Source organism: Kocuria turfanensis (assembly GCF_001580365.1).
Taxonomy (GTDB): domain Bacteria; phylum Actinomycetota; class Actinomycetes; order Actinomycetales; family Micrococcaceae; genus Kocuria; species Kocuria turfanensis.
This window is the reverse complement of record NZ_CP014480.1, coordinates 608,056-626,526: the sequence shown is the minus strand read 5'-3', so window position 1 is coordinate 626,526 and position 18,471 is coordinate 608,056. Positions and strand designations below refer to the sequence as shown.

17 protein-coding genes are annotated in these 18,471 nt (G+C 73.7%); 15 read left to right on the top strand and 2 right to left on the bottom strand.

Features of this window, described 5'->3' with window-relative positions:
* Nucleotides 1–6: 6 nt before the first annotated feature.
* On the bottom strand, nt 7–348 hold the full coding sequence (locus tag AYX06_RS02865; protein ID WP_186815631.1) for a phosphatase PAP2 family protein: 342 nt from the start codon (nt 346–348) through the stop codon (nt 7–9).
* A 55-nt stretch (nt 349–403) separates the two neighbouring features.
* On the opposite strand from AYX06_RS02865, the gene dtd reads away from it, so the two are divergent.
* Nucleotides 404–856 (top strand): D-aminoacyl-tRNA deacylase, encoded by a 453-nt coding sequence (dtd, locus tag AYX06_RS02860; protein WP_062734276.1) that lies wholly within the window; start codon nt 404–406, stop codon nt 854–856.
* A 256-nt stretch (nt 857–1,112) separates the two neighbouring features.
* Complete coding sequence (locus tag AYX06_RS02855; RefSeq protein ID WP_371860063.1) at nt 1,113–2,435, top strand: replication-associated recombination protein A; 1,323 nt, start codon at nt 1,113–1,115, stop codon at nt 2,433–2,435.
* A gap of 18 nt (nt 2,436–2,453) precedes the next feature.
* Here AYX06_RS02855 and AYX06_RS02850 read toward each other — a convergent pair whose 3' ends face one another.
* Complete coding sequence (locus AYX06_RS02850; protein WP_084271414.1) at nt 2,454–3,410, bottom strand: sugar-binding transcriptional regulator; 957 nt, start codon at nt 3,408–3,410, stop codon at nt 2,454–2,456.
* A 116-nt stretch (nt 3,411–3,526) separates the two neighbouring features.
* Between AYX06_RS02850 and AYX06_RS02845 the strand changes: the two genes are divergently transcribed.
* The 13 genes from AYX06_RS02845 to aroB all read left to right on the top strand — a co-directional run bounded on the left by AYX06_RS02845 (nt 3,527) and on the right by aroB (nt 18,351).
* A complete protein-coding gene (locus tag AYX06_RS02845; protein WP_062734273.1) occupies nt 3,527–5,275 on the top strand; it encodes a glycerol-3-phosphate dehydrogenase/oxidase in 1,749 nt (582 codons plus the stop codon).
* 90 nt (nt 5,276–5,365) lie between these two features.
* Nucleotides 5,366–6,160, top strand: a complete 795-nt coding sequence (locus tag AYX06_RS02840) for an MIP/aquaporin family protein (RefSeq protein ID WP_062736841.1) — start codon at nt 5,366–5,368, stop codon at nt 6,158–6,160.
* Nucleotides 6,161–6,217: 57 nt separating this feature from the next.
* A complete protein-coding gene (glpK, locus tag AYX06_RS02835) occupies nt 6,218–7,741 on the top strand; it encodes a glycerol kinase GlpK (protein ID WP_261775409.1) in 1,524 nt (507 codons plus the stop codon).
* 324 nt (nt 7,742–8,065) lie between these two features.
* A complete protein-coding gene (gene rpsD, locus AYX06_RS02830) occupies nt 8,066–8,698 on the top strand; it encodes a 30S ribosomal protein S4 (RefSeq protein WP_047803317.1) in 633 nt (210 codons plus the stop codon).
* Nucleotides 8,699–8,892: 194 nt separating this feature from the next.
* On the top strand, nt 8,893–9,333 hold the full coding sequence (locus AYX06_RS02825) for a DUF948 domain-containing protein (protein WP_062734271.1): 441 nt from the start codon (nt 8,893–8,895) through the stop codon (nt 9,331–9,333).
* Nucleotides 9,330–9,725 (top strand): hypothetical protein, encoded by a 396-nt coding sequence (locus AYX06_RS02820; protein WP_062734268.1) that lies wholly within the window; start codon nt 9,330–9,332, stop codon nt 9,723–9,725. The genes AYX06_RS02825 and AYX06_RS02820 overlap by 4 nt, the downstream gene beginning before the upstream one ends.
* Nucleotides 9,725–12,421, top strand: a complete 2,697-nt coding sequence (alaS, locus tag AYX06_RS02815) for an alanine--tRNA ligase (RefSeq protein WP_062734266.1) — start codon at nt 9,725–9,727, stop codon at nt 12,419–12,421. The genes AYX06_RS02820 and alaS overlap by 1 nt, the downstream gene beginning before the upstream one ends.
* Complete coding sequence (gene ruvX, locus AYX06_RS02810) at nt 12,418–13,104, top strand: Holliday junction resolvase RuvX (RefSeq protein WP_084271413.1); 687 nt, start codon at nt 12,418–12,420, stop codon at nt 13,102–13,104. The genes alaS and ruvX overlap by 4 nt, the downstream gene beginning before the upstream one ends.
* Nucleotides 13,101–14,327: an endolytic transglycosylase MltG gene (gene mltG, locus AYX06_RS02805; RefSeq protein WP_062734264.1), complete on the top strand. Its 1,227-nt coding sequence runs from the start codon at nt 13,101–13,103 to the stop codon at nt 14,325–14,327. The genes ruvX and mltG overlap by 4 nt, the downstream gene beginning before the upstream one ends.
* Entirely contained in the window at nt 14,297–15,211 is a 915-nt protein-coding gene (locus tag AYX06_RS02800; protein WP_232319378.1) for a shikimate dehydrogenase, read from the top strand. Before mltG ends, AYX06_RS02800 begins: the two co-directional genes overlap by 31 nt.
* Nucleotides 15,212–15,278: 67 nt before the next feature.
* Nucleotides 15,279–16,595: a chorismate synthase gene (aroC, locus tag AYX06_RS02795; RefSeq protein WP_062734260.1), complete on the top strand. Its 1,317-nt coding sequence runs from the start codon at nt 15,279–15,281 to the stop codon at nt 16,593–16,595.
* Nucleotides 16,592–17,239: a shikimate kinase gene (locus AYX06_RS02790; protein WP_084271412.1), complete on the top strand. Its 648-nt coding sequence runs from the start codon at nt 16,592–16,594 to the stop codon at nt 17,237–17,239. The genes aroC and AYX06_RS02790 overlap by 4 nt, the downstream gene beginning before the upstream one ends.
* Nucleotides 17,236–18,351 carry a 3-dehydroquinate synthase gene (aroB, locus tag AYX06_RS02785; RefSeq protein WP_062734258.1) on the top strand — a complete coding sequence of 372 codons (1,116 nt, stop codon included), beginning with the start codon at nt 17,236–17,238 and terminating at the stop codon, nt 18,349–18,351. Before AYX06_RS02790 ends, aroB begins: the two co-directional genes overlap by 4 nt.
* Nucleotides 18,352–18,471: the final 120 nt, after the last annotated feature.

Below are 18,471 nucleotides of genomic sequence, written 5' to 3'. Positions count from 1 at the left end.
GCCGGCTCAGCGCAGCGAGGCGACGGCGGCGGTGTAGGCCAGTCCGATCAGCACGCCGATCAGCGCCCCGACCACCGTCTGCGCCGGGGTGTGGTCGCCGGTGCGCACCCGGGACAGGGCCACCAGGACCGGGACCGGCGCCGCGAGCGGCACGGCCCACGGGGCGGCCAGGGCGCCGAGGCCCACGGCCCAGCACGCCGCCATCGCCACGTGGGCGGAGACCTTCCAGCGCAGCGTCACGGCCAGCAGCACCAGGAGGCCCAGCACCAGCGGGGCGGGCGCGAACACCTCCGCCACCAGGGCGGCGGGTCGTGCCCGCGCGGGTGCGGGTGCCGCGGGGGACGTCATGGCACGAGGGTAGCCGGGAACCCGCCCCGCGCCGCGCCTGTGGTGGACTGGGCCCATGCGCATCGTTCTGCAACGGGTGGCCCGGGCCGCCGTGACCGTCGAGGGCTCGGTGGTGGGCCGGATCGAGGAGCCCGGGCTGGTCGCCCTGGTGGGCGTCACCCACGACGACGACGCCGCCACCGCGGCGAGGCTGGCCGAGCGCACCTGGCACCTGCGGCTGCTGGAGGGCGAGCGCTCCTGCGCGGAGCGCGGCGCCCCGGTCCTGGCGATCAGCCAGTTCACCCTCTACGGCGACGCCCGCCGGGGCCGGCGCCCCTCGTGGTCGGCCGCCGCGCCCGGAGCGGTCTCGGAGCCGCTGTTCGACGCCTACGTGCACGCGCTGCGCGAGCTCGGTGCGCACGTGGAGACCGGCCGGTTCGGGGCCCGGATGCAGGTGGAGCTGGTCAACGACGGCCCGGTCACCCTGGTCCTGGACAGCGCCGAGCTGGACCGGCCGCGGCGGGCCTGAGCACTCCGTCCCGGTCCGGGGTGACCGGGGGAACCACGGACGGGTCCGGAGGAGCGTGTTCCCCTGGCGCGCGGCCGAGCGCGGCGTGGGCAGGGGGCAGGCCCGGCCGTCGGGGACGGGGGCTACGCTGGACGGCGTGACCGGCTCCCTCTTCGACGACCTCGACCCCACCGGCTCCGGCGCGAGCGGGCCCCGCGAGGAGGCCCCTCCCGGCCGGGCACGGCGGTCCCGCGGCCGCTCCCCGCTGGCGGTGCGGATGCGCCCGCGCAGCCTCGACGAGATCGTCGGCCAGCAGCACCTGCTCCGCCCCGGGTCCCCGCTGCGGGTGCTGGCGGGGGAGGACCGCGGCCCGGCCGGACCGTCGTCGATCATCCTCTGGGGCCCTCCGGGCACCGGCAAGACCACGCTGGCCCACGTGATCGCCCGCGGGGTGTCCCGGAAGTTCGTGGAGCTGTCCGCGATCACCGCCGGGGTCAAGGACGTGCGGAAGGTGATGGACGAGGCGCTGACCGACCGGGACCTGCACGGGCGCACCACCGTGCTGTTCCTGGACGAGATCCACCGCTTCACCAAGGCCCAGCAGGACGCCCTGCTGCCCGGGGTGGAGAACCAGTGGGTGGTGCTGGTCGCGGCCACCACGGAGAACCCGTCGTTCTCCGTGATCTCCCCCCTGCTCTCGCGCTCGCTGCTGCTGACCCTGCAGCCGCTGCAGCGGGCCGACATCGCCGGGCTGCTGGAGCGCGCCGTCGCCGATCCCCGGGGCCTGAACGGGGAGGTGGAGCTGTCCGCGGAGGCGCGCGAGCACCTGCTGGACCTGTGCGGCGGGGACGCCCGCAAGGCCCTGACCTCCCTGGAGGCCGCCGCGGGCGTGGCCTTCTCGGAGCTGGAGCAGGAGACCGACCCCGAGCCGGACCAGGAGCAGGCGGACGGGGGCGGTGCGACTCCCGTGATCACCCGCGAGCACGCGGAGGAGGCCCTGGACCGGGCGGCCGTGCGCTACGACAAGAACGGGGACCAGCACTACGATGTGGTCAGCGCCTTCATCAAGTCGATCCGCGGCTCCGACGTCGACGCCGCCATGCACTACCTCGCCCGGATGCTCGAGGCCGGGGAGGACCCGCGGTTCATCGCCCGCCGGCTCATCATCTCCGCCTCGGAGGACATCGGCACCGCCGACCCCACCGCGCTGCAGACCGCGGTGGCCGCCGCCGACGCCGTCCAGCTCATCGGGATGCCGGAGGGACGGATCCCGCTGGCCCAGGCCGTCGCCCACCTCGCCACGGCGCCGAAGTCCAACGCCGCCTACACCGCGCTCAACGAGGCGGTCGCCGACGTCCGGGCCGGCCGGGCCGGACCCGTGCCGCTGCACCTGCGCGACGCCCACTACCCGGGAGCCGGCCAGCTCGGCCACGGCCGGGACTACGTGTACTCCCACGACGAGCCCAACGGCGTGGCCGCCCAGCAGTACCCGCCCGACGAGCTCGTCGGCACCGACTACTACCGGCCCGTCGACCGGGGGCGGGAGCGCCAGATCGCCCAGCAGCTGGAGGTGCTGCGCGGCATCGTCCGGGGCCGGTGACCGCCCACCGGCCGCACCTCACCGGCCGAACAGGTGGCGCACCACCGAGGCCGCCGTGCGCTCGTCGATCACCAGGTCGGTGACCACGCCGGCCCGCAGGGCCCCCACCACGCCCGGCACCTTGTGGTCCCCGGCCACCACGCACAGCCGGCGCGGGATCCGCCGCAGCTCCATCGGCGTGGGACCGCTCGCCCGGCGGTTGAGGTCCAGGTCGGCGTAGGTCCCGTCCTCGCGCAGGAAGACCGTGCACACGTCCCCGACCACCCGCTGCGCCGCCAGCTCCCGGAAGTCCTCGTCCGAGAGATAGCCGTTGCTGTAGACCTGGGAGATCATCGGCCCGCGGAACGCCCCCACGCTGAACACCGCCAGGTCCGCGCCGTTGCGCGCGGCCAGGACCCGGCGCACCGAGGACTCCTGCCACATCAGCATGCGGGTCTGCACGTTGTCGAAGAACGCGGGAGTGGGGAAGGGCAGCAGCGCCGCCCCGAACGCCGTCGACATCCGGCCCAGCAGCGCCGAGGACTGCGCCGCCCCCGGGGAGCGGGCGCTGAACGCGCCGTTCATCTGCACCACCAGGGTGTCGCGCGTCGTCTTGGGGTGCAGGTGCCCGGCGATCGCGGAGGTCGTCGTGCCCCACGCGACCGCCAGCGTCATCCCGTCCCCGAACCACTCCCCGAGCAGCCCCGCGGCCGAGCGCGCCACCGACTCCAGCCGCTGCGGGTCCGTGGCCCCCCGCGGGGTGCCCGTCACGTGCACCGTGACCCCGAAGGCCTCCCGCAGCCGGTGGGACAGGTCGTGTCCGGCGTCCGGGGGAGCGGAGAGGCTGATCCGCACGATGCCCCGGTCCCGCGCCGCCTGCAGCATCCGCGAGACCGTGGGACGGGAGACGCCGAAGCGGTCCGCGACCGCCTCCATCGTCATGCCCTGCACGTAGTACAGCTCCGCCGCGTGGTGGAGCTCGGCATCACCGTGCACTGTTACGCCCCTTCCCTGCACGTCCGTTCATTCCATTTGAGCATAGGTGCACTACCCCGCAGAGTGTGAAGCAGACCACAGCACAGCCCCACGACCCGTCCGAAAGGCTCTCCACCATGGCCCATCCCACCCTGTCCCCCGCCGCACGGGACCACGCGCTCGCCGAGTTCGCGGACGGCCCCGAGCTGGACGTCCTGGTGGTGGGCGGCGGCATCACCGGCGCCGGCATCGCCCTCGACGCCGTCACCCGCGGCCTGCGCACCGGCATCGTCGAGGCGCAGGACTGGGCCGGCGGCACGTCCCAGTGGTCCTCCAAGCTCGTCCACGGCGGACTGCGCTATCTCCAGCAGCTCGACTTCAAGCTGGTCTCCGAGGCGCTGCGGGAGCGCGAGCTGCTGCTGGACTTCCTCGCGCCCCACCTCGTGAAGCCCGTGCCCTTCCTGTACCCGCTGACCCACCGCTTCTGGGAGCGGCCCTACGTGACCGCCGGGATCGGCCTCTACGACGCCCTGGCCCACATCGGCGCCAAGGTCGCGACCCTGCCCTACCAGCGGCACTACGGCTTCAAGGGCGTCCAGCGGGTCTTCCCCGACGTGAAGCCCGGGTCCATGGTCGGCGCCGTGAAGTACTGGGACGGCCAGGTGGACGACGCCCGCCTCGTCGTGACCATCGTGCGCACCGCCGTGCGCTACGGCGCGCTGGCCGCCAACCGGACCCGGGCGGTGGCCTTCCCGAAGGACGAGTCCGGCCGCGTGGTCGGGGCCACCGTCCAGGACCTCGAGACGGGGGAGGAGCGCACCGTCCGGGCGAGGACCGTCATCGCCGCCACGGGGGTGTGGACGGAGCAGACCCAGGACCTGGCCCACGCCGAGGGCGGGCTGAAGGTGCTCGCCTCCAAGGGCATCCACATCATCGTGCCGCGGGAGCGGATCCGCGGCGAGAGCGGGCTGATCCTGCAGACCGAGAAGTCCGTGCTGTTCATCATCCCGTGGGCGCGCTACTGGGTCATCGGCACCACCGACACGCCCTACCACCAGGACCTCGTGAACCCGGTGGCCACCGCGGAGGACATCGACTACGTCATCGACCACGCCAACGTGGTCCTGGACCGCCCGCTCACCCGCGAGGACGTCATCGGCACCTATGCCGGGCTGCGGCCGCTGCTGCAGCCGGGCACGAAGAAGGGCGGCGGGGACGCCCAGTCCACGAAGATCTCCCGCGAGCACACCGTCACGGAGGTCGCCCCCGGACTGATCACGATCGCCGGAGGCAAGCTCACCACCTACCGGGTGATGGCCGAGGACGCCGTGGACCTCGCCCTGGGCGAGGAGCGGGCCAGGGCCGTGCCCTCGGTCACGGACCGCACGCCGCTGCTCGGCGCGGAGGGGTACCTGGCGCTGAGCCGCCAGGCCGCGTCCCTGGGCGCCCGGTACGACTGGAACGAGGAACGGGTGCAGCACCTGCTCGGCCGCTACGGGTCGGCGATCACCGAGATCACCGAGCTCGTGGAGGACCGCCCCGACCTGGGCCGCCCCCTGGAGGGCGCCCCGGCCTACCTGCGGGCGGAGGTCGTCCACGCCTGCACCCACGAGGGCGCGCTGCACCTGGAGGACCTCTACGACACCCGCACCCGGCTCACCTGGGAGCGGGCGCGCCACGGGCTGGACGCGGTCGAGGAGATCGCCGACCTGGCCGCCGAGGCCCTCGGCTGGGACGCGCGCCGGCGCGCGGCGGAGGTCGAGGCCTACCGGGCCCGCTGCCAGGCGGAGGACGCGGCCGCGGCCGCCCCCGACGAGACCACGGCCGCGGCGGCCCGGGCCGCCGCACCCGACGTGCTCGACCTCGTGCGCCCGTCCGGCGGCTGAGACCGCTCCACCAGACACCACCTCTCCACCCCGGCCCGCCCGACGGGCGGGCCGGTCCGTCCCACCCACCGAGGAGTCGCAGTGCTGTCCATGTCCAACGTCCTGGCCCAGACCGTGGTGCCATCCGTTCCCATCCCGCTCTCCACCGTCTTCTGGTCCGAGGTCGCCGGCACCGCGATGCTGCTGCTGCTCGGCTGCGGTGTCGTCGCCAACGCCGTGCTGCCCAGGACCAAGGGCCTCGGCGGCGGGTTCCTGATGATCAACTTCGGCTGGGGCCTGGCCGTGTTCGCCGGCGTGTTCGTGGCCTACCAGTCCGGGGCCCACATCAACCCCGCCGTGACCGTGGGCCTGTGGGCCAGCGGCGCCGAGGAGTACGCCCCCGGCGTGGCCATCACCCCGGTCAGCACCATCGTCTACTTCGCCGGTGAGATCCTCGGGGCCATCCTGGGCGCCGTCCTGGCGTTCCTGGCCTACAAGAAGCACTTCGACGAGGACATCGAGGAGGAGGTCCTCGGGGAGACCAAGCTCGCCGTGTTCTCCACCGGGCCGGCGGTGCGCTCCTACGGCTGGAACCTGGTCACCGAGATCATCGGCACCTTCGTCCTCGTCGCGGTGATCCTGCTCTTCGGCAACACCCCGTCCGAGCTGGGCCCGCTGGCCGTGGCCCTGCTCGTGGTCGGCATCGGCGCCAGCCTCGGCGGGCCCACGGGCTACGCCATCAACCCCGCCCGTGACCTCGGCCCGCGCATCGCCCACGCCCTCCTGCCGATCCGCGGCAAGGGCGGCAGCGACTGGGGCTACGCCTGGGTCCCGGTCCTGGGACCGATCCTCGGCGCCCTGCTCGCCGGCGGCTTCTACCAGCTCTACGCGAATCCGCCGGCCTGATCCGGCCACCGCACCCGTCCGACCCGCAGCACACCACAACGAAGTGAGGTACTACCCGTGAGCACCGAACCGCAGCACGTCATGGCCATCGACCAGGGCACCACCAGCACCCGGGCGATCATCTTCGACCACCGGGGCACCATCGTCAGCACCGGCCAGCTCGAGCACGAGCAGATCTTCCCGCGGGCCGGCTGGGTGGAGCACGACCCGATGGAGATCTGGCGCAACGTCCGCAAGGTCGTCGCCGACGCCGAGGCCTCCGCCGAGATCGGCGCCCGGGACCTGGCCGCCGTGGGGATCACCAACCAGCGCGAGACCACCGTGGTCTGGGACCGCACCACCGGCGAGCCCGTCTACAACGCCATCGTCTGGCAGGACACCCGGACCCAGAAGATCGTCGAGGAGCTCGGCGGGGACGCCGGCCCCGACCGCTACAAGGACCGGGTGGGGCTGCCGCTGGCCAGCTACTTCTCGGGCCCGAAGGTCAAGTGGATCCTGGACAACGTGGACGGCGCCCGGGAGCGCGCCGAGCGCGGGGACCTGCTGATGGGCAACACCGACGCCTGGCTGGTGTGGAACATGACCGGCGGCGTGGACGGCGGGGTGCACGTCACCGACGTCACCAACGCCTCGCGCACCATGCTGATGAACCTGGAGACCCTCGACTGGAACGAGGAGATCTGCGCCGACATGGGCATCCCCCTGTCGATGCTGCCCCAGATCCGCTCCTCCTCCGAGGTCTACGGCAAGGGCCGCACCCGCGGCTTCCTCAAGGACGTGCCCATCGCCGGCATCCTGGGCGACCAGCAGGCCGCGATGTTCGGGCAGGCCTGCTTCGAGAAGGGCATGGGCAAGAACACCTACGGCACGGGCAGCTTCGTGCTGATGAACGTGGGCACCGAGGTGGTGCACTCCCAGAACGGCCTGCTCAGCACCGTGTGCTACAAGATCGGCGACCAGGACGCCGTCTACGCCCTGGAGGGCTCGATCGCGGTGACCGGGTCCCTGGTCCAGTGGCTGCGCGACAACCTGGGGATCATCTCCTCCGCCCCGCAGGTCGAGTCCCTGGCCGCCTCGGTCGAGGACAACGGCGGGGCCTACTTCGTCCCGGCCTTCAGCGGGCTGTTCGCCCCGTACTGGCGCCCGGACGCCCGCGGCGCCCTCGTGGGGCTGACCCGCTACGTGAACAAGGGCCACATCGCCCGGGCCGCCCTGGAGGCCACGGCCTACCAGTCCCGCGAGGTGGTGGAGGCGATGAACGCCGACGCCGGGGTGGACATCACCGAGCTCAAGGTGGACGGCGGGATGACCGCCAACGAGCTGCTCATGCAGTTCCAGGCGGACCAGCTCGGAGTGCCCGTGATCCGCCCGCAGGTCACCGAGACCACGGCCCTCGGCGCCGCCTACGCCGCCGGCATCGCGGTGGGCTTCTGGTCAGGGACGGAGGAGGTCACCGCGAACTGGGCCGAGGACAAGCGCTGGGAGCCGCAGGTGGACGACGCCGAGCGCGGGCGACTGTTCCGCAACTGGCAGAAGGCCGTGACCAAGACGTTCGACTGGGTGGACGAGGACGTCGACTGAGCCCCGCCGCCACGGCGGGCTCGCAGCGGGCCGCCACCCGGCACGTCCGGGTGGCGCCCCGCCGCGTTCCCGGGGCGCGCCGCGGGCCCGTGCACGCTATACTGGACCGTCGGCCGGCAAGGCCCGTGCTCCCGCACGTCCGGCGCACCGCCTCAACCACGGTGCGCGGCGCGCGGCCACGGCGCTTGTAGGACCGGAGGATTGCGGCTGATCCTCACCTCTCCGGCGGGACCGATCCCGTCCTCGGAGGCCGGACCGAACAGAACACGCTTCCCCCGCACCGCACCCCGGACGGGGGAGAGCACCGCATTGTGAAAGGTAAACGTGGCTAACAACACGCGTGCGCGCCGTCAGGTGCGCAAGTCCCGCGCCCTCGGGATCGCCCTGACCCCGAAGGCCGAGAAGTACTTCGAGCGCCGTCCCTACGGCCCCGGTGAGCACGGCCGTGCCCGCCGCAAGGCCGACTCGGACTACGCCGTCCGTCTGCGCGAGAAGCAGCGTCTCCGCGCGCAGTACAACATCCGCGAGAAGCAGATGCACATCGCCTACGTGGAGGCCAAGCGCCAGGAGGGGCAGACCGGTGAGAACCTGGTCGCCCTGCTGGAGTCCCGCCTCGACGCCCTGGTGCTGCGCTCCGGCTTCGCCCGGACCATGGCCCAGGCCCGCCAGATGGTCGTGCACCGCCACATCATGGTGGACGGCCAGCGGGTGGACCGCCCCTCCTACAGCGTGAAGGAGGGTCAGCTCATCCACGTGCACCCCAAGTCCGAGAAGATGGCGCCCTTCCAGGTCGCCGCCGCCGGCGCGCACCAGGCCGTGCTGCCCGACACCCCGGGCTACCTCGACGTGTCGATCGAGAAGCTGCAGGCCAAGCTGGTGCGCAAGCCCAAGCGCGCCGAGGTCCCCGTGACCTGCGAGGAGCAGCTCGTGGTGGAGTACTACGCCCGCATGGCCTGATCCCTGCGGGCTCCCGTCCCGGCACCGCCGGGACGGGGCCTCACCGGCGGAGAGCCCGCGGCGCCAGCGCCGCGGGCTCTCCCGTTCGGTACAGTTGATCCCCGGGCACCGCACCGGTGCCCGCGCCGCACGCCCGGGGCGGTCCCGCCGCCCCGTCCCCCCTCGGACCCGACCAGCAAGGAGCGCGCCGCCCCATGACCGGTGGAGAAATCGCAGGACTGCTCGCCGCGGGGGTGTTCGCCGTGCTGGTGCTCCTGCTGGCCGTGCCGATCCTCAAGCTCGGCAGGGTCTTCGACGAGCTGCGGCTGACGATCCGCTCGCTCAACAACGAGACCGTCCCGCTGATCGACGAGGTCACCCGCACCGTGTCGACCACGAACTCCCAGCTCGAGAAGGTCGACGGCATCACGACCAACGTCTCCGACGCCTCCGCGAACGTCTCGGCGCTGTCCTCCCTGGTGGCCTCCACCGTGGGCCAGCCCCTGATCAAGGTCGCGGCGTTCTCCCACGGGGTCCGCCGCGCGTTCACCGGCGACACCGCCCCCCAGGGCGCCCACCGGGCAGAGCGCTTCGGTCCCGCCGACGGGACCGGCCGCGCCGAGGGGACCGAGAGCCCGGGGGAGGACCGACCATGAGCTTCTGGGGCAAGATCGCCCTCGTGGCCGCCGGTGGCCTGCTCGGGGCCGCCGCCACGCGGATCCCCCGCACCCCGGGCCGGGACCTCTCGGTGCCCGGCGCGGCCGGGACGGGACGCACCCCGCGGGCCGGCGACTGGCGCTCCCGGCTCTACCGCTTCGCCGCCACCGTCAGGGCGGGGATGGACGAGCGGGAGGCCGAGCTGCGCGAGTCCTTCGGCGTGCGCGCCCCCGGGGCCGGGTCCGCCCGCCTGGCCGGCGGCACGGCGACCCGGCAGGTGCTCGACGGCACCGCGACCCCGCAGGAGGGCCGCCCCCCGGCGGAGCCCACCGACCCCTCGACACCCCCGTCGACACCCCCCTCGACCCACCGCGAAGGAAAGCACCGGTAATGCTGTCTCAGGAAATCACCAAGCGCTGGCTGGACTACTTCGAAGGCCAGGGCCACACCGTGGTGCCCTCCGCCTCGCTGATCTCCGGCCAGCCCGGTGCCATGTTCACGATCGCCGGCATGGTGCCGTTCATCCCGTACTTCCTCGGTCAGGAGACCGCCCCCTACCGACGGGCCACGTCCATCCAGAAGTGCATCCGCACCCTCGACATCGACGAGGTCGGCAAGACCGCCCGCCACGGCACGTTCTTCCAGATGGCCGGCAACTTCTCCTTCGGCGACTACTTCAAGGAGCGCGCCATCCCCATGGCGTGGGAGCTGCTCACCAGCCCGCTCGAGAAGGGCGGCTTCGGCCTGGACCCCGAGCGGCTGTGGGTGACCGTCTACGAGGGCGACGAGGAGTCCTACGCCCTGTGGAAGGACACCGTGGGCGTGCCCGCCGAGCGGATCCAGCGGATGGGCCGCGACGAGAACTACTGGGACACCGGCCAGCCCGGCCCCGCGGGCCCGGACTCCGAGATCTTCTACGACCGCGGCCCCCGCTACGGCCGGGAGGGCGGCCCGGCGGTCGACGACGACCGCTACATCGAGATCTGGAACCTCGTGTTCATGCAGTACCAGCGCGGCGAGGGCTCCGGCAAGGACTACGAGATCCTCGGCGACCTGCCGGAGCAGAACATCGACACCGGACTGGGCGTCGAGCGCCTGGCCATGCTGCTGCAGGGCGTGGAGAACTTCTACGAGACCGACCAGGTCCGGCCCGTGCTCGACAAGGCGGCCGAGCTGTCCGGGAAGCAGTACCACGGGTCCGAGAAGCCGGGGGAGGAGGGCTACGACGACGACGTGCGGATGCGCGTGGTCGCCGACCACGTCCGGTCCTCCCTGATGCTCATCGCCGACGGCGTCACCCCGTCCAACGAGGGCCGCGGCTACATCCTGCGCCGCCTGCTGCGCCGGGCGATCCGCGCGATGCGCCTGATGGGCGTCACCGAGCCCTGCCTGCCCGTGCTGCTGCCCGCCTCCCGCGACGCCATGCAGGGCGTGTACCCCTACGTGGGCGAGGACTTCGAGCGCATCTCCCGGATCGCCTACGCCGAGGAGAAGGCGTTCCTGAAGACCATCGAGTCTGGCACCACGCGGCTGAACGAGGCCGTGGCCGGGGCCAAGCGGCAGGGCCAGGCGGTCTCCGGGGCCGAGGCCTTCGCCCTGCACGACACCTACGGCTTCCCGATCGACCTGACCCTCGAGATGGCCGCCGAGGCCGGCGTCGCCGTCGACGAGACCGCCTTCCGCGGGCTCATGGAGGAGCAGCGCCGCCGCGCCCAGCAGGACGCGCGCGCCAAGAAGGGCGCCCACGCCGACCTCTCGGTGTTCCGCCGGCTGGTCGACGAGGGCGGCTCCGTCTTCACCGGCTACGACCGGCTGCGCGGCGAGACGGTCCTGCGCGCCCTCCTGCAGGACGGGGTGACCGTGCCCGCCGCCTCGGCGGGGGCCGCCGTCGAGGTCGTCCTCGACGAGACCCCGTTCTACGCGGAGGCGGGCGGCCAGGCCGCCGACCGCGGCACGATCACCGGCGACGGGTTCGTCCTCGAGGTCACCGACGTGCAGCAGCCGGTGAAGGGCCTGTCCGTGCACAAGGCCGTCGTGCGCGAGGGCGAGGTGGTCTCCGGCAGCACGGTGCTCGCGCAGGTGGACGTGGCCCGGCGGCGCGCCGCCGAGGCGGCCCACTCCGGCACCCACATCGTCCACGCCGCCCTGCACGACATCCTCGGCCCGGAGGCCGTGCAGCGCGGGTCCTTCAACAAGGAGGGCTACCTGCGCTTCGACTTCGCCTGGGGCGAGGGCCTGCAGGAGGCCCAGCGCCAGGAGATCGAGGAGGTGTCCAACGCCGCGATCCACGAGAACTACGAGGTCGTGACCCAGGAGATGGCCCTCGCCGAGGCCAAGGCCATGGGCGCCACGTCCCTGTTCGGGGAGAAGTACGGGGACCGCGTGCGGGTGGTCGAGATGAACGGGCCGTGGTCGCGCGAGCTCTGCGGCGGCACCCACGTGGGCAGCACCGCCCAGATCGGCTCGCTCACCCTGCTCACCGAGCAGTCGGTGGGCTCGGGCAACCGCCGCGTGGAGGCGCTGGTGGGCCTGGACTCCTTCCGGCACCTGGCCGCCGAGCGCACCCTGGTGCACCAGCTCACCGACATGCTGAAGGTGCAGAGCTCCGCCGAGCTGCCCGAGCGGCTCGCCGCCACCCTCGACAAGCTCAAGTCCGCGGAGAAGGAGCTCGCCGGCCTGCGCCGCGAGAAGCTCCAGGCCCAGGCCGGCGCGCTGCTGGACGACGCCCGGCGGATCGGCCCGGTCACCGCGCTCGTGCACGACGCCGGTGACGTGGCCGGCGCCGACGACGTCCGCGCCCTCGCCCTGGACCTGCGCGGCCGCCTCGGTCAGACCGCCGCGGTCGTCGCCGTGGCCGGTGTGGCCAAGGGCCGCCCGCTGGTCCTGGTCGCCACCACCGAGGGTGCCCGCGAGGCCGGGGTCAAGGCCGGCCGTCTGGTGCGCACCGCCGCGCAGGTCCTCGGCGGCGGCGGCGGCGGCAAGGACGACATCGCCCAGGGCGGCGGGCAGGACGCCTCGCAGATCGGGGCGGCGCTCGACGCGGTGCTGGCCGAGGTCACCCGCGCGACAGGCGGCGCCGCCGCGTGAGCGACGACTACGTGCGGGGCCGCAGGATCGGGGTCGACGTCGGCCTGGTCCGCGTCGGGGTCGCCCTCAGCGACCCCGACGGCATCCTCGCGACCCCGCTGACCACCCTGCAGCGGGACCCCCGGAAGGGCTTCGACGTGAAGCTGCTGGCCGGGCTGGTGCAGGAGCACGGCGCCGTGGGCGTCTACGTGGGCCTGCCGCGCAGCCTGGACGGCGGGGAGAACGCCTCGACCGCGATGGCCCGGGACTACGCCGCCGCGCTCGTGCGGCGCCTGCGGGCCAAGGGCTGGGAGGTGCCGGTGCGGCTGGTCGACGAGCGGCTGAGCACCGTGGACGCCCACCGGGCCCTGCTCGAGGCCGGGGTCTCGCGCCGGGAGCACAAGGACAAGGTCGACCAGGTGGCCGCGGCCACCATCCTGCAGAGCGCCGTGGACCGGGCCCGGTCCACCGGCGTGGAGCCCGGCGTGCCGGTGGATCCGGCCGGGCCCGGCCCGGTGCGGGCCACCGTGGCGGAAGACGTCGCGCATAATGGGGGAGACCTCGACGCGGACGGTCCCGTCGCGGAGCACCCCGGGCACGCCTCCACCCACCCCCGGGGCACCGCCGAGGACACCGCCGGACCGCCCGACCGGGCGCGGACGGAACCGTTGACGACCACCGATCCGGACGGAGAGCATTCGTGAGCGACGACCCGTACGACCAGTCGGCGCCCCGCCGCCCCGAGACCGCCCGCGAGTCCTCCGGCTCGGGCGGCCTGGGCAGCCTGTTGGACGCCCCGTCGTCGCGGGAGCCCTCCACGGGCCTGCGCGGCGTCTTCGAGCACGAGGAGCTGACCCCCGAGCAGGTCAAGCGCCGGCGCCGCCGCGGCCGGGTCTCCCTGACCACCGCCATCGCCCTGTTCCTGCTGGCCGGGCTGATCACCGTGTCCGTGCTGGCCTCCACCTTCGGCTGGTTCGAGGTGCGCGACTACCGCGGCGACGGCAAGGACCCGGTGACCTTCGCGGTCAGCGAGGGCGCCACCACGGGCCAGGTCGCCGTGGCCCTCGAGCAGCAGGGCATCGTCGCCGACGCCGAGACCTTCCTGGAGAGCTTCCAGGAGGAGCACTCCGGGAAGTTCATCCAGCCGGGCGAGTACGAGCTGCGCACCGAGATGAGCTCGGAGGCCGCCGTCGGCGCGCTCATGGAGGAGGACGAGGCCACCCACTACGCGGCCATCAACCAGACCCTGCGCATGTCCGACGTCTTCGGCGTCCTCAGCGAGTCCACCGGCATCCCGGTCGAGGAGTTCGAGGCCTACGAGGAGGACACCGAGACCTTCGGCATCCCCGCCCGCTTCCCGACCCTCGAGGGCTGGCTGCACCCGGGCGAGTACCGGTTCCCGCTCGACGCCACCGCCGAGGAGGTCCTGCGGTCCATGGTCGACCGCACCCGCACGACGCTCGACGACAACGGGATCACCGGGGACGACGAGATCTTCGAGGTGCTCACCATCGGCTCGATCATCGAGTTCGAGGTCCAGCCCGAGCACTACGACGTCGTGGCCGGGGCCATCGAGAACCGGCTGGAGAACCCCGACGGGGAGACCTCCGGGTTCATCCAGTCCGACGCCTCCGTGACCTACGGCCTCGGCCGGAAGAGCTACGACTTCTCCGAGGAGGAGCGCCGCGACGAGTCCAACCGGTACAACACCTTCGCCAACCCGGGGCTGCCGGTCGGACCGATCGGCTCCCCGGGCGACGCCGCGATCAAGGCGGCCGCCGACCCCGAGGAGACCGACTACTACTTCTGGGTGACCGTCGACCTGGAGACGGGCGAGACCAAGTTCGCCGAGACCTACGCGGAGCACCTGGAGAACGTCGAGGAGTACAACCAGTGGTGCAGCGAGAACGAGGGCCGGTGCGGGTGAGCCCCGCCCGCGCCGCCGTGGTGGGCCACCCCATCGGGCACTCGCGCTCCCCGGACCTGCACCGGGCCGCGTACGCGGTGCTCGGCGAGGCCGTCGACTACGGCGCCCACGACCTCGTCGAGGAGCAGCTGCCGGCGTTCGTCGACGCCCGCCGGGGCGACCCCGCCTGGCGCGGGCTGTCGGTGACGATGCCGCTGAAGTCGGTGGCCGCCGCGTGCGCCGACGAGCTCACCCAGCTGGGCGACGCCGTCGGCGCGGTCAACACCCTGGTCTTCCGCCCCGACGGCACGGTCCTGGGGCACAACACGGACGTCGCCGGGATCGTGGGCGCGGTCCGGTCCGCCGGGCCCGTGCCCGCGGCGCCACGGGCCGCGGTCCTCGGCGGGGGCGGGACCGCCACGGCCGCCGTGGCCGCCGCCGGACGCCTGGGCGCCCGCGCCGTCGACGTCTTCGTGCGCTCCGCCGCCCGCGCCGGGCGCGCGGTGGAGGCCGGACGCCGGCTGGGGGTCCCGGTGCGCCTGCGGGCGTGGGACGAGGCCCCCGCGGCCCTGCCCGGCTACGACGTCGTCGTCTCCACCCTGCCCCCGCACGGGGCCGACGAGCTCGCCCGGGCCACGGCCCGGCTGTCCCCGGTCACCACGGGCGTCCTCCTGGACGCCGCCTACGACCCGTGGCCGTCGACGATCGCACGGACCTGGGCGCAGGCCGGGGGAGCGGTGGCCCCGGGGATCGATATGCTGATCTTCCAGGCGGTGGACCAGATCCGCCTGTTCACCGGCCGCGGCCCGGGCGCACCCCTGCCCCGCGAGCAGGACGTGATCGCGGCGCTGTGCACGGCGGTGGGCCGGCCCGTGCGCGGCGTCCCGCCCCTGCCGGCCTCCTGACCCCTGGCGGCAGGACGCGCCCCCGGGCAGCGTCCGCCGCCGAGACCACGAACGGAAAAGAGTTGCTATGTTGCGTTGGCTCACGGCCGGCGAGTCCCACGGCGAGGCGCTCGTCGGGATCATCGAGGGCGTGCCGGCGGGGGTGCCCCTGACCAGTCAGGACATCCGCGACGCCCTGGCCCGGCGCCGGCTCGGCTACGGGCGCGGGGCCCGGATGAAGTTCGAGCAGGACGAGGTGCGCCTGCTGGGCGGGGTGCGCCACGGCGTGACCCAGGGCGGGCCGGTGGCGATCGAGATCGCCAACACCGAGTGGCCCAAGTGGCGCGAGGTCATGTCGGCCGACCCGGTGGACCCGGCGGTGCTGGACGGGCGGGCCCGCAACGCCCCCCTGACCCGGCCCCGTCCCGGCCACGCCGACCTCACCGGGATGCAGAAGTACGGCTTCGACGAGGCCCGCCCCGTCCTGGAGCGGGCCAGCGCCCGCGAGACCGCCACCCGGGTGGCCCTGGGCGCGGTGGCCGCGAAGCTGCTCGAGGCCCTCGGGGTGCGTCTGGTCTCCCACACGACCGCGGTCGGGGCGGTGAGCGCCCCGGTGGACGCCCCCCGCCCGCTGCCCGCGGACGTGGCCGCCCTCGACGCCGATCCGCTGCGCTGCCACGACCCCGCCACCGCGGAGGCGATGGTGGCGGCCGTGGACGCCGCGCACAAGCAGGGCGAGACCCTCGGCGGCGTCGTGGAGGTCCTCGCCTACGGCCTGCCGCCGGGACTGGGCTCCTACGTGCACTGGGACCGCCGGCTGGACTCGCGCCTGGCCGGGGCGCTCATGGGCATCCAGGCCATCAAGGGCGTGGAGGTCGGGGACGGCTTCCTGACCGCCGCGCGGCCCGGCTCCGCGGCCCACGACGAGATCGCCCGCGGCGACGACGGCCTCGTGCGCCGGGTGAGCAACCGGGCGGGCGGGATCGAGGGCGGCATGTCGATCGGCGACGTGCTGCGGGTGCGGGCGGCCATGAAGCCCATCGCCACCGTCCCCAAGGCCCTGCGCACCGTCGACGTCGCCACCGGCGAGGCGGCCCGCGCCCACCACCAGCGCTCCGACGTCTGCGCGGTGCCCGCCGCCGGCGTCGTGGCCGAGGCGATGGTCGCCCTCGTCCTCGCCGACGCCGTGACGGAGAAGTTCGGCGGGGACTCCGTCGCCGAGCTGGCCCGCAACAAGGACGCCTACCTCGCGGCGATCCCCGAGTCCCTCGCCTCCGCGGGCGAGCTCGGCGTCCTCGACGACGACGTGGCCGCGGCCGCCGGGGACCACATGGGCGACCCCCTGGTCGCCCCGGCCGAGACGCCCGCCGATCCCCCGGCGGGCGCCGAGGGAGGCCGCGCGTGAACGCGCAGTTCCCCGCCCCCGCCCCCGCCGACGCCGCGCCGGCGCCGCAGCGGCCCGTGGTCCTGATCGGGCCCATGGCCGCCGGCAAGTCGTTCCTGGCGCTGCACATGTCCAAGTTCTACGGCTACGACTTCGTGGACGCGGACCAGCTGATCGTCTCCCGCCACGGGGTGATCTCGACGATCTTCCGCGAGCACGGCGAGAAGTACTTCCGCGACCTCGAGGCGGACACCGTCGCGGAGGTCCTGCGCGACCCCGACCACGCCAACGCGATCTTCTCCGTGGGCGGCGGCGCCCCCATGACCCCGTCGGTGCGGCGGATGCTGCGCGACGAGCTGGTGGCCTACCTCGAGGTGGACGCCGAGACGGTGCTGCCCCGGATCAGCGGCAACCGCACCCGCCCCATGCTCCAGCCCGACCCGGAGCGGCGCTGGCAGGAGCTCTACGAGTCCCGGCGGGCCTGCTACGAGGAGCTGGCCGACATCCGGCTCGACGGGACCCGCAACCGCCCCGTCGCCGAGATCGGCGCCGACCTCGAGGAGGCCCTCGTCCGGCTGCGCGCCCCGCGCGCCGGCCGGGGCGCCCCCGCGGCCGACCGATCCGCGACCGACCGATCCGCGACCGACCAGGAGGCCCAGGCATGAGCGAGCCCGCTCCCGGCACCGTCACGACCATTCCCGTCACCGGCACCGGCCCGGCCGACCACTACGACGTCCTCGTGGGCCACGGCCTGCTCGGGGAGGTCCCCCGGGTGCTGGGGGACCGCGTCCAGCGGGTGCTCGTCATCCACCCGCGGGCCCTGCGCAGCACCGGCGACGTGGTGATGGAGGAGCTGCGCGCCCAGGGGTACCAGGCCTTCACCGCCGAGATCCCCGACGCCGAGGAGGGCAAGCACATCCAGGTGGCGTCCTTCTGCTGGCAGGTCCTGGGCCAGAACGACTTCACCCGCTCCGACGCGATCGTCTCCGTGGGCGGGGGAGCGGTCTCCGACCTCGCCGGCTTCGTGGCCGCGACCTGGCTGCGCGGCGTGCGCGTGGTGCACGTGCCCACGACCCTGCTGGGCATGGTCGACGCGGCCGTCGGGGGCAAGACCGGCATCAACACCGCCGAGGGCAAGAACCTCGTGGGCGCCTTCCACCCGCCCGCGGCCGTGCTGTGCGACCTCGACACGCTCCGCACGCTGCCGGAGAACGAGCTGCTCACGGGCATGGCCGAGGTGGTCAAGTGCGGCTTCATCGCCGACGAGCGGATCCTGGAGCTGATCGAGGCGAACCCGGAGGCGGTGCGCGACTCGCAGTCCGCGGTGGTCCGCGAGCTCGTGGAGCGCGCCATCCGGGTGAAGGCGGAGGTCGTCTCCGGGGACCTGCGGGAGGCCGGACGCCGCGAGATGCTCAACTACGGGCACACCCTCGGCCACGCCATCGAGCACAACGAGCGCTACCAGTGGCGCCACGGCGCCGCCGTGGCGGTCGGGATGGTCTTCGCCGCCGAGCTCGCCCGCACCGCCGGCACCCTCGCCGACGACGTCGTCGAGCGCCACCGCAGCGTCCTGACCGCCCTGGGCCTGCCCACCACCTACCGGTGGGACCAGTGGCCGCGGCTGCTGGAGGTCATGAAGCGGGACAAGAAGACCCGGGGCAGCCTGCTGCGGTTCGTGGTGCTGGACGCCGTGGCCCGGCCGCGGATCCTCGAGGTCCCGGACCAGGCGATCCTCTTCGCGACGTACCAGGAGATCGCCGAGGGCGCGCCCAGCTAGACTGGTCGGCGGTCCGGGGGCGACGCCCTCCGGCCCCACCGACCTGCCGACCGCGCCGACGGACCGACGCGGACCCACCGGCGCAGACCGAACCGCGCAGACCGAACGACCCAGACAGAA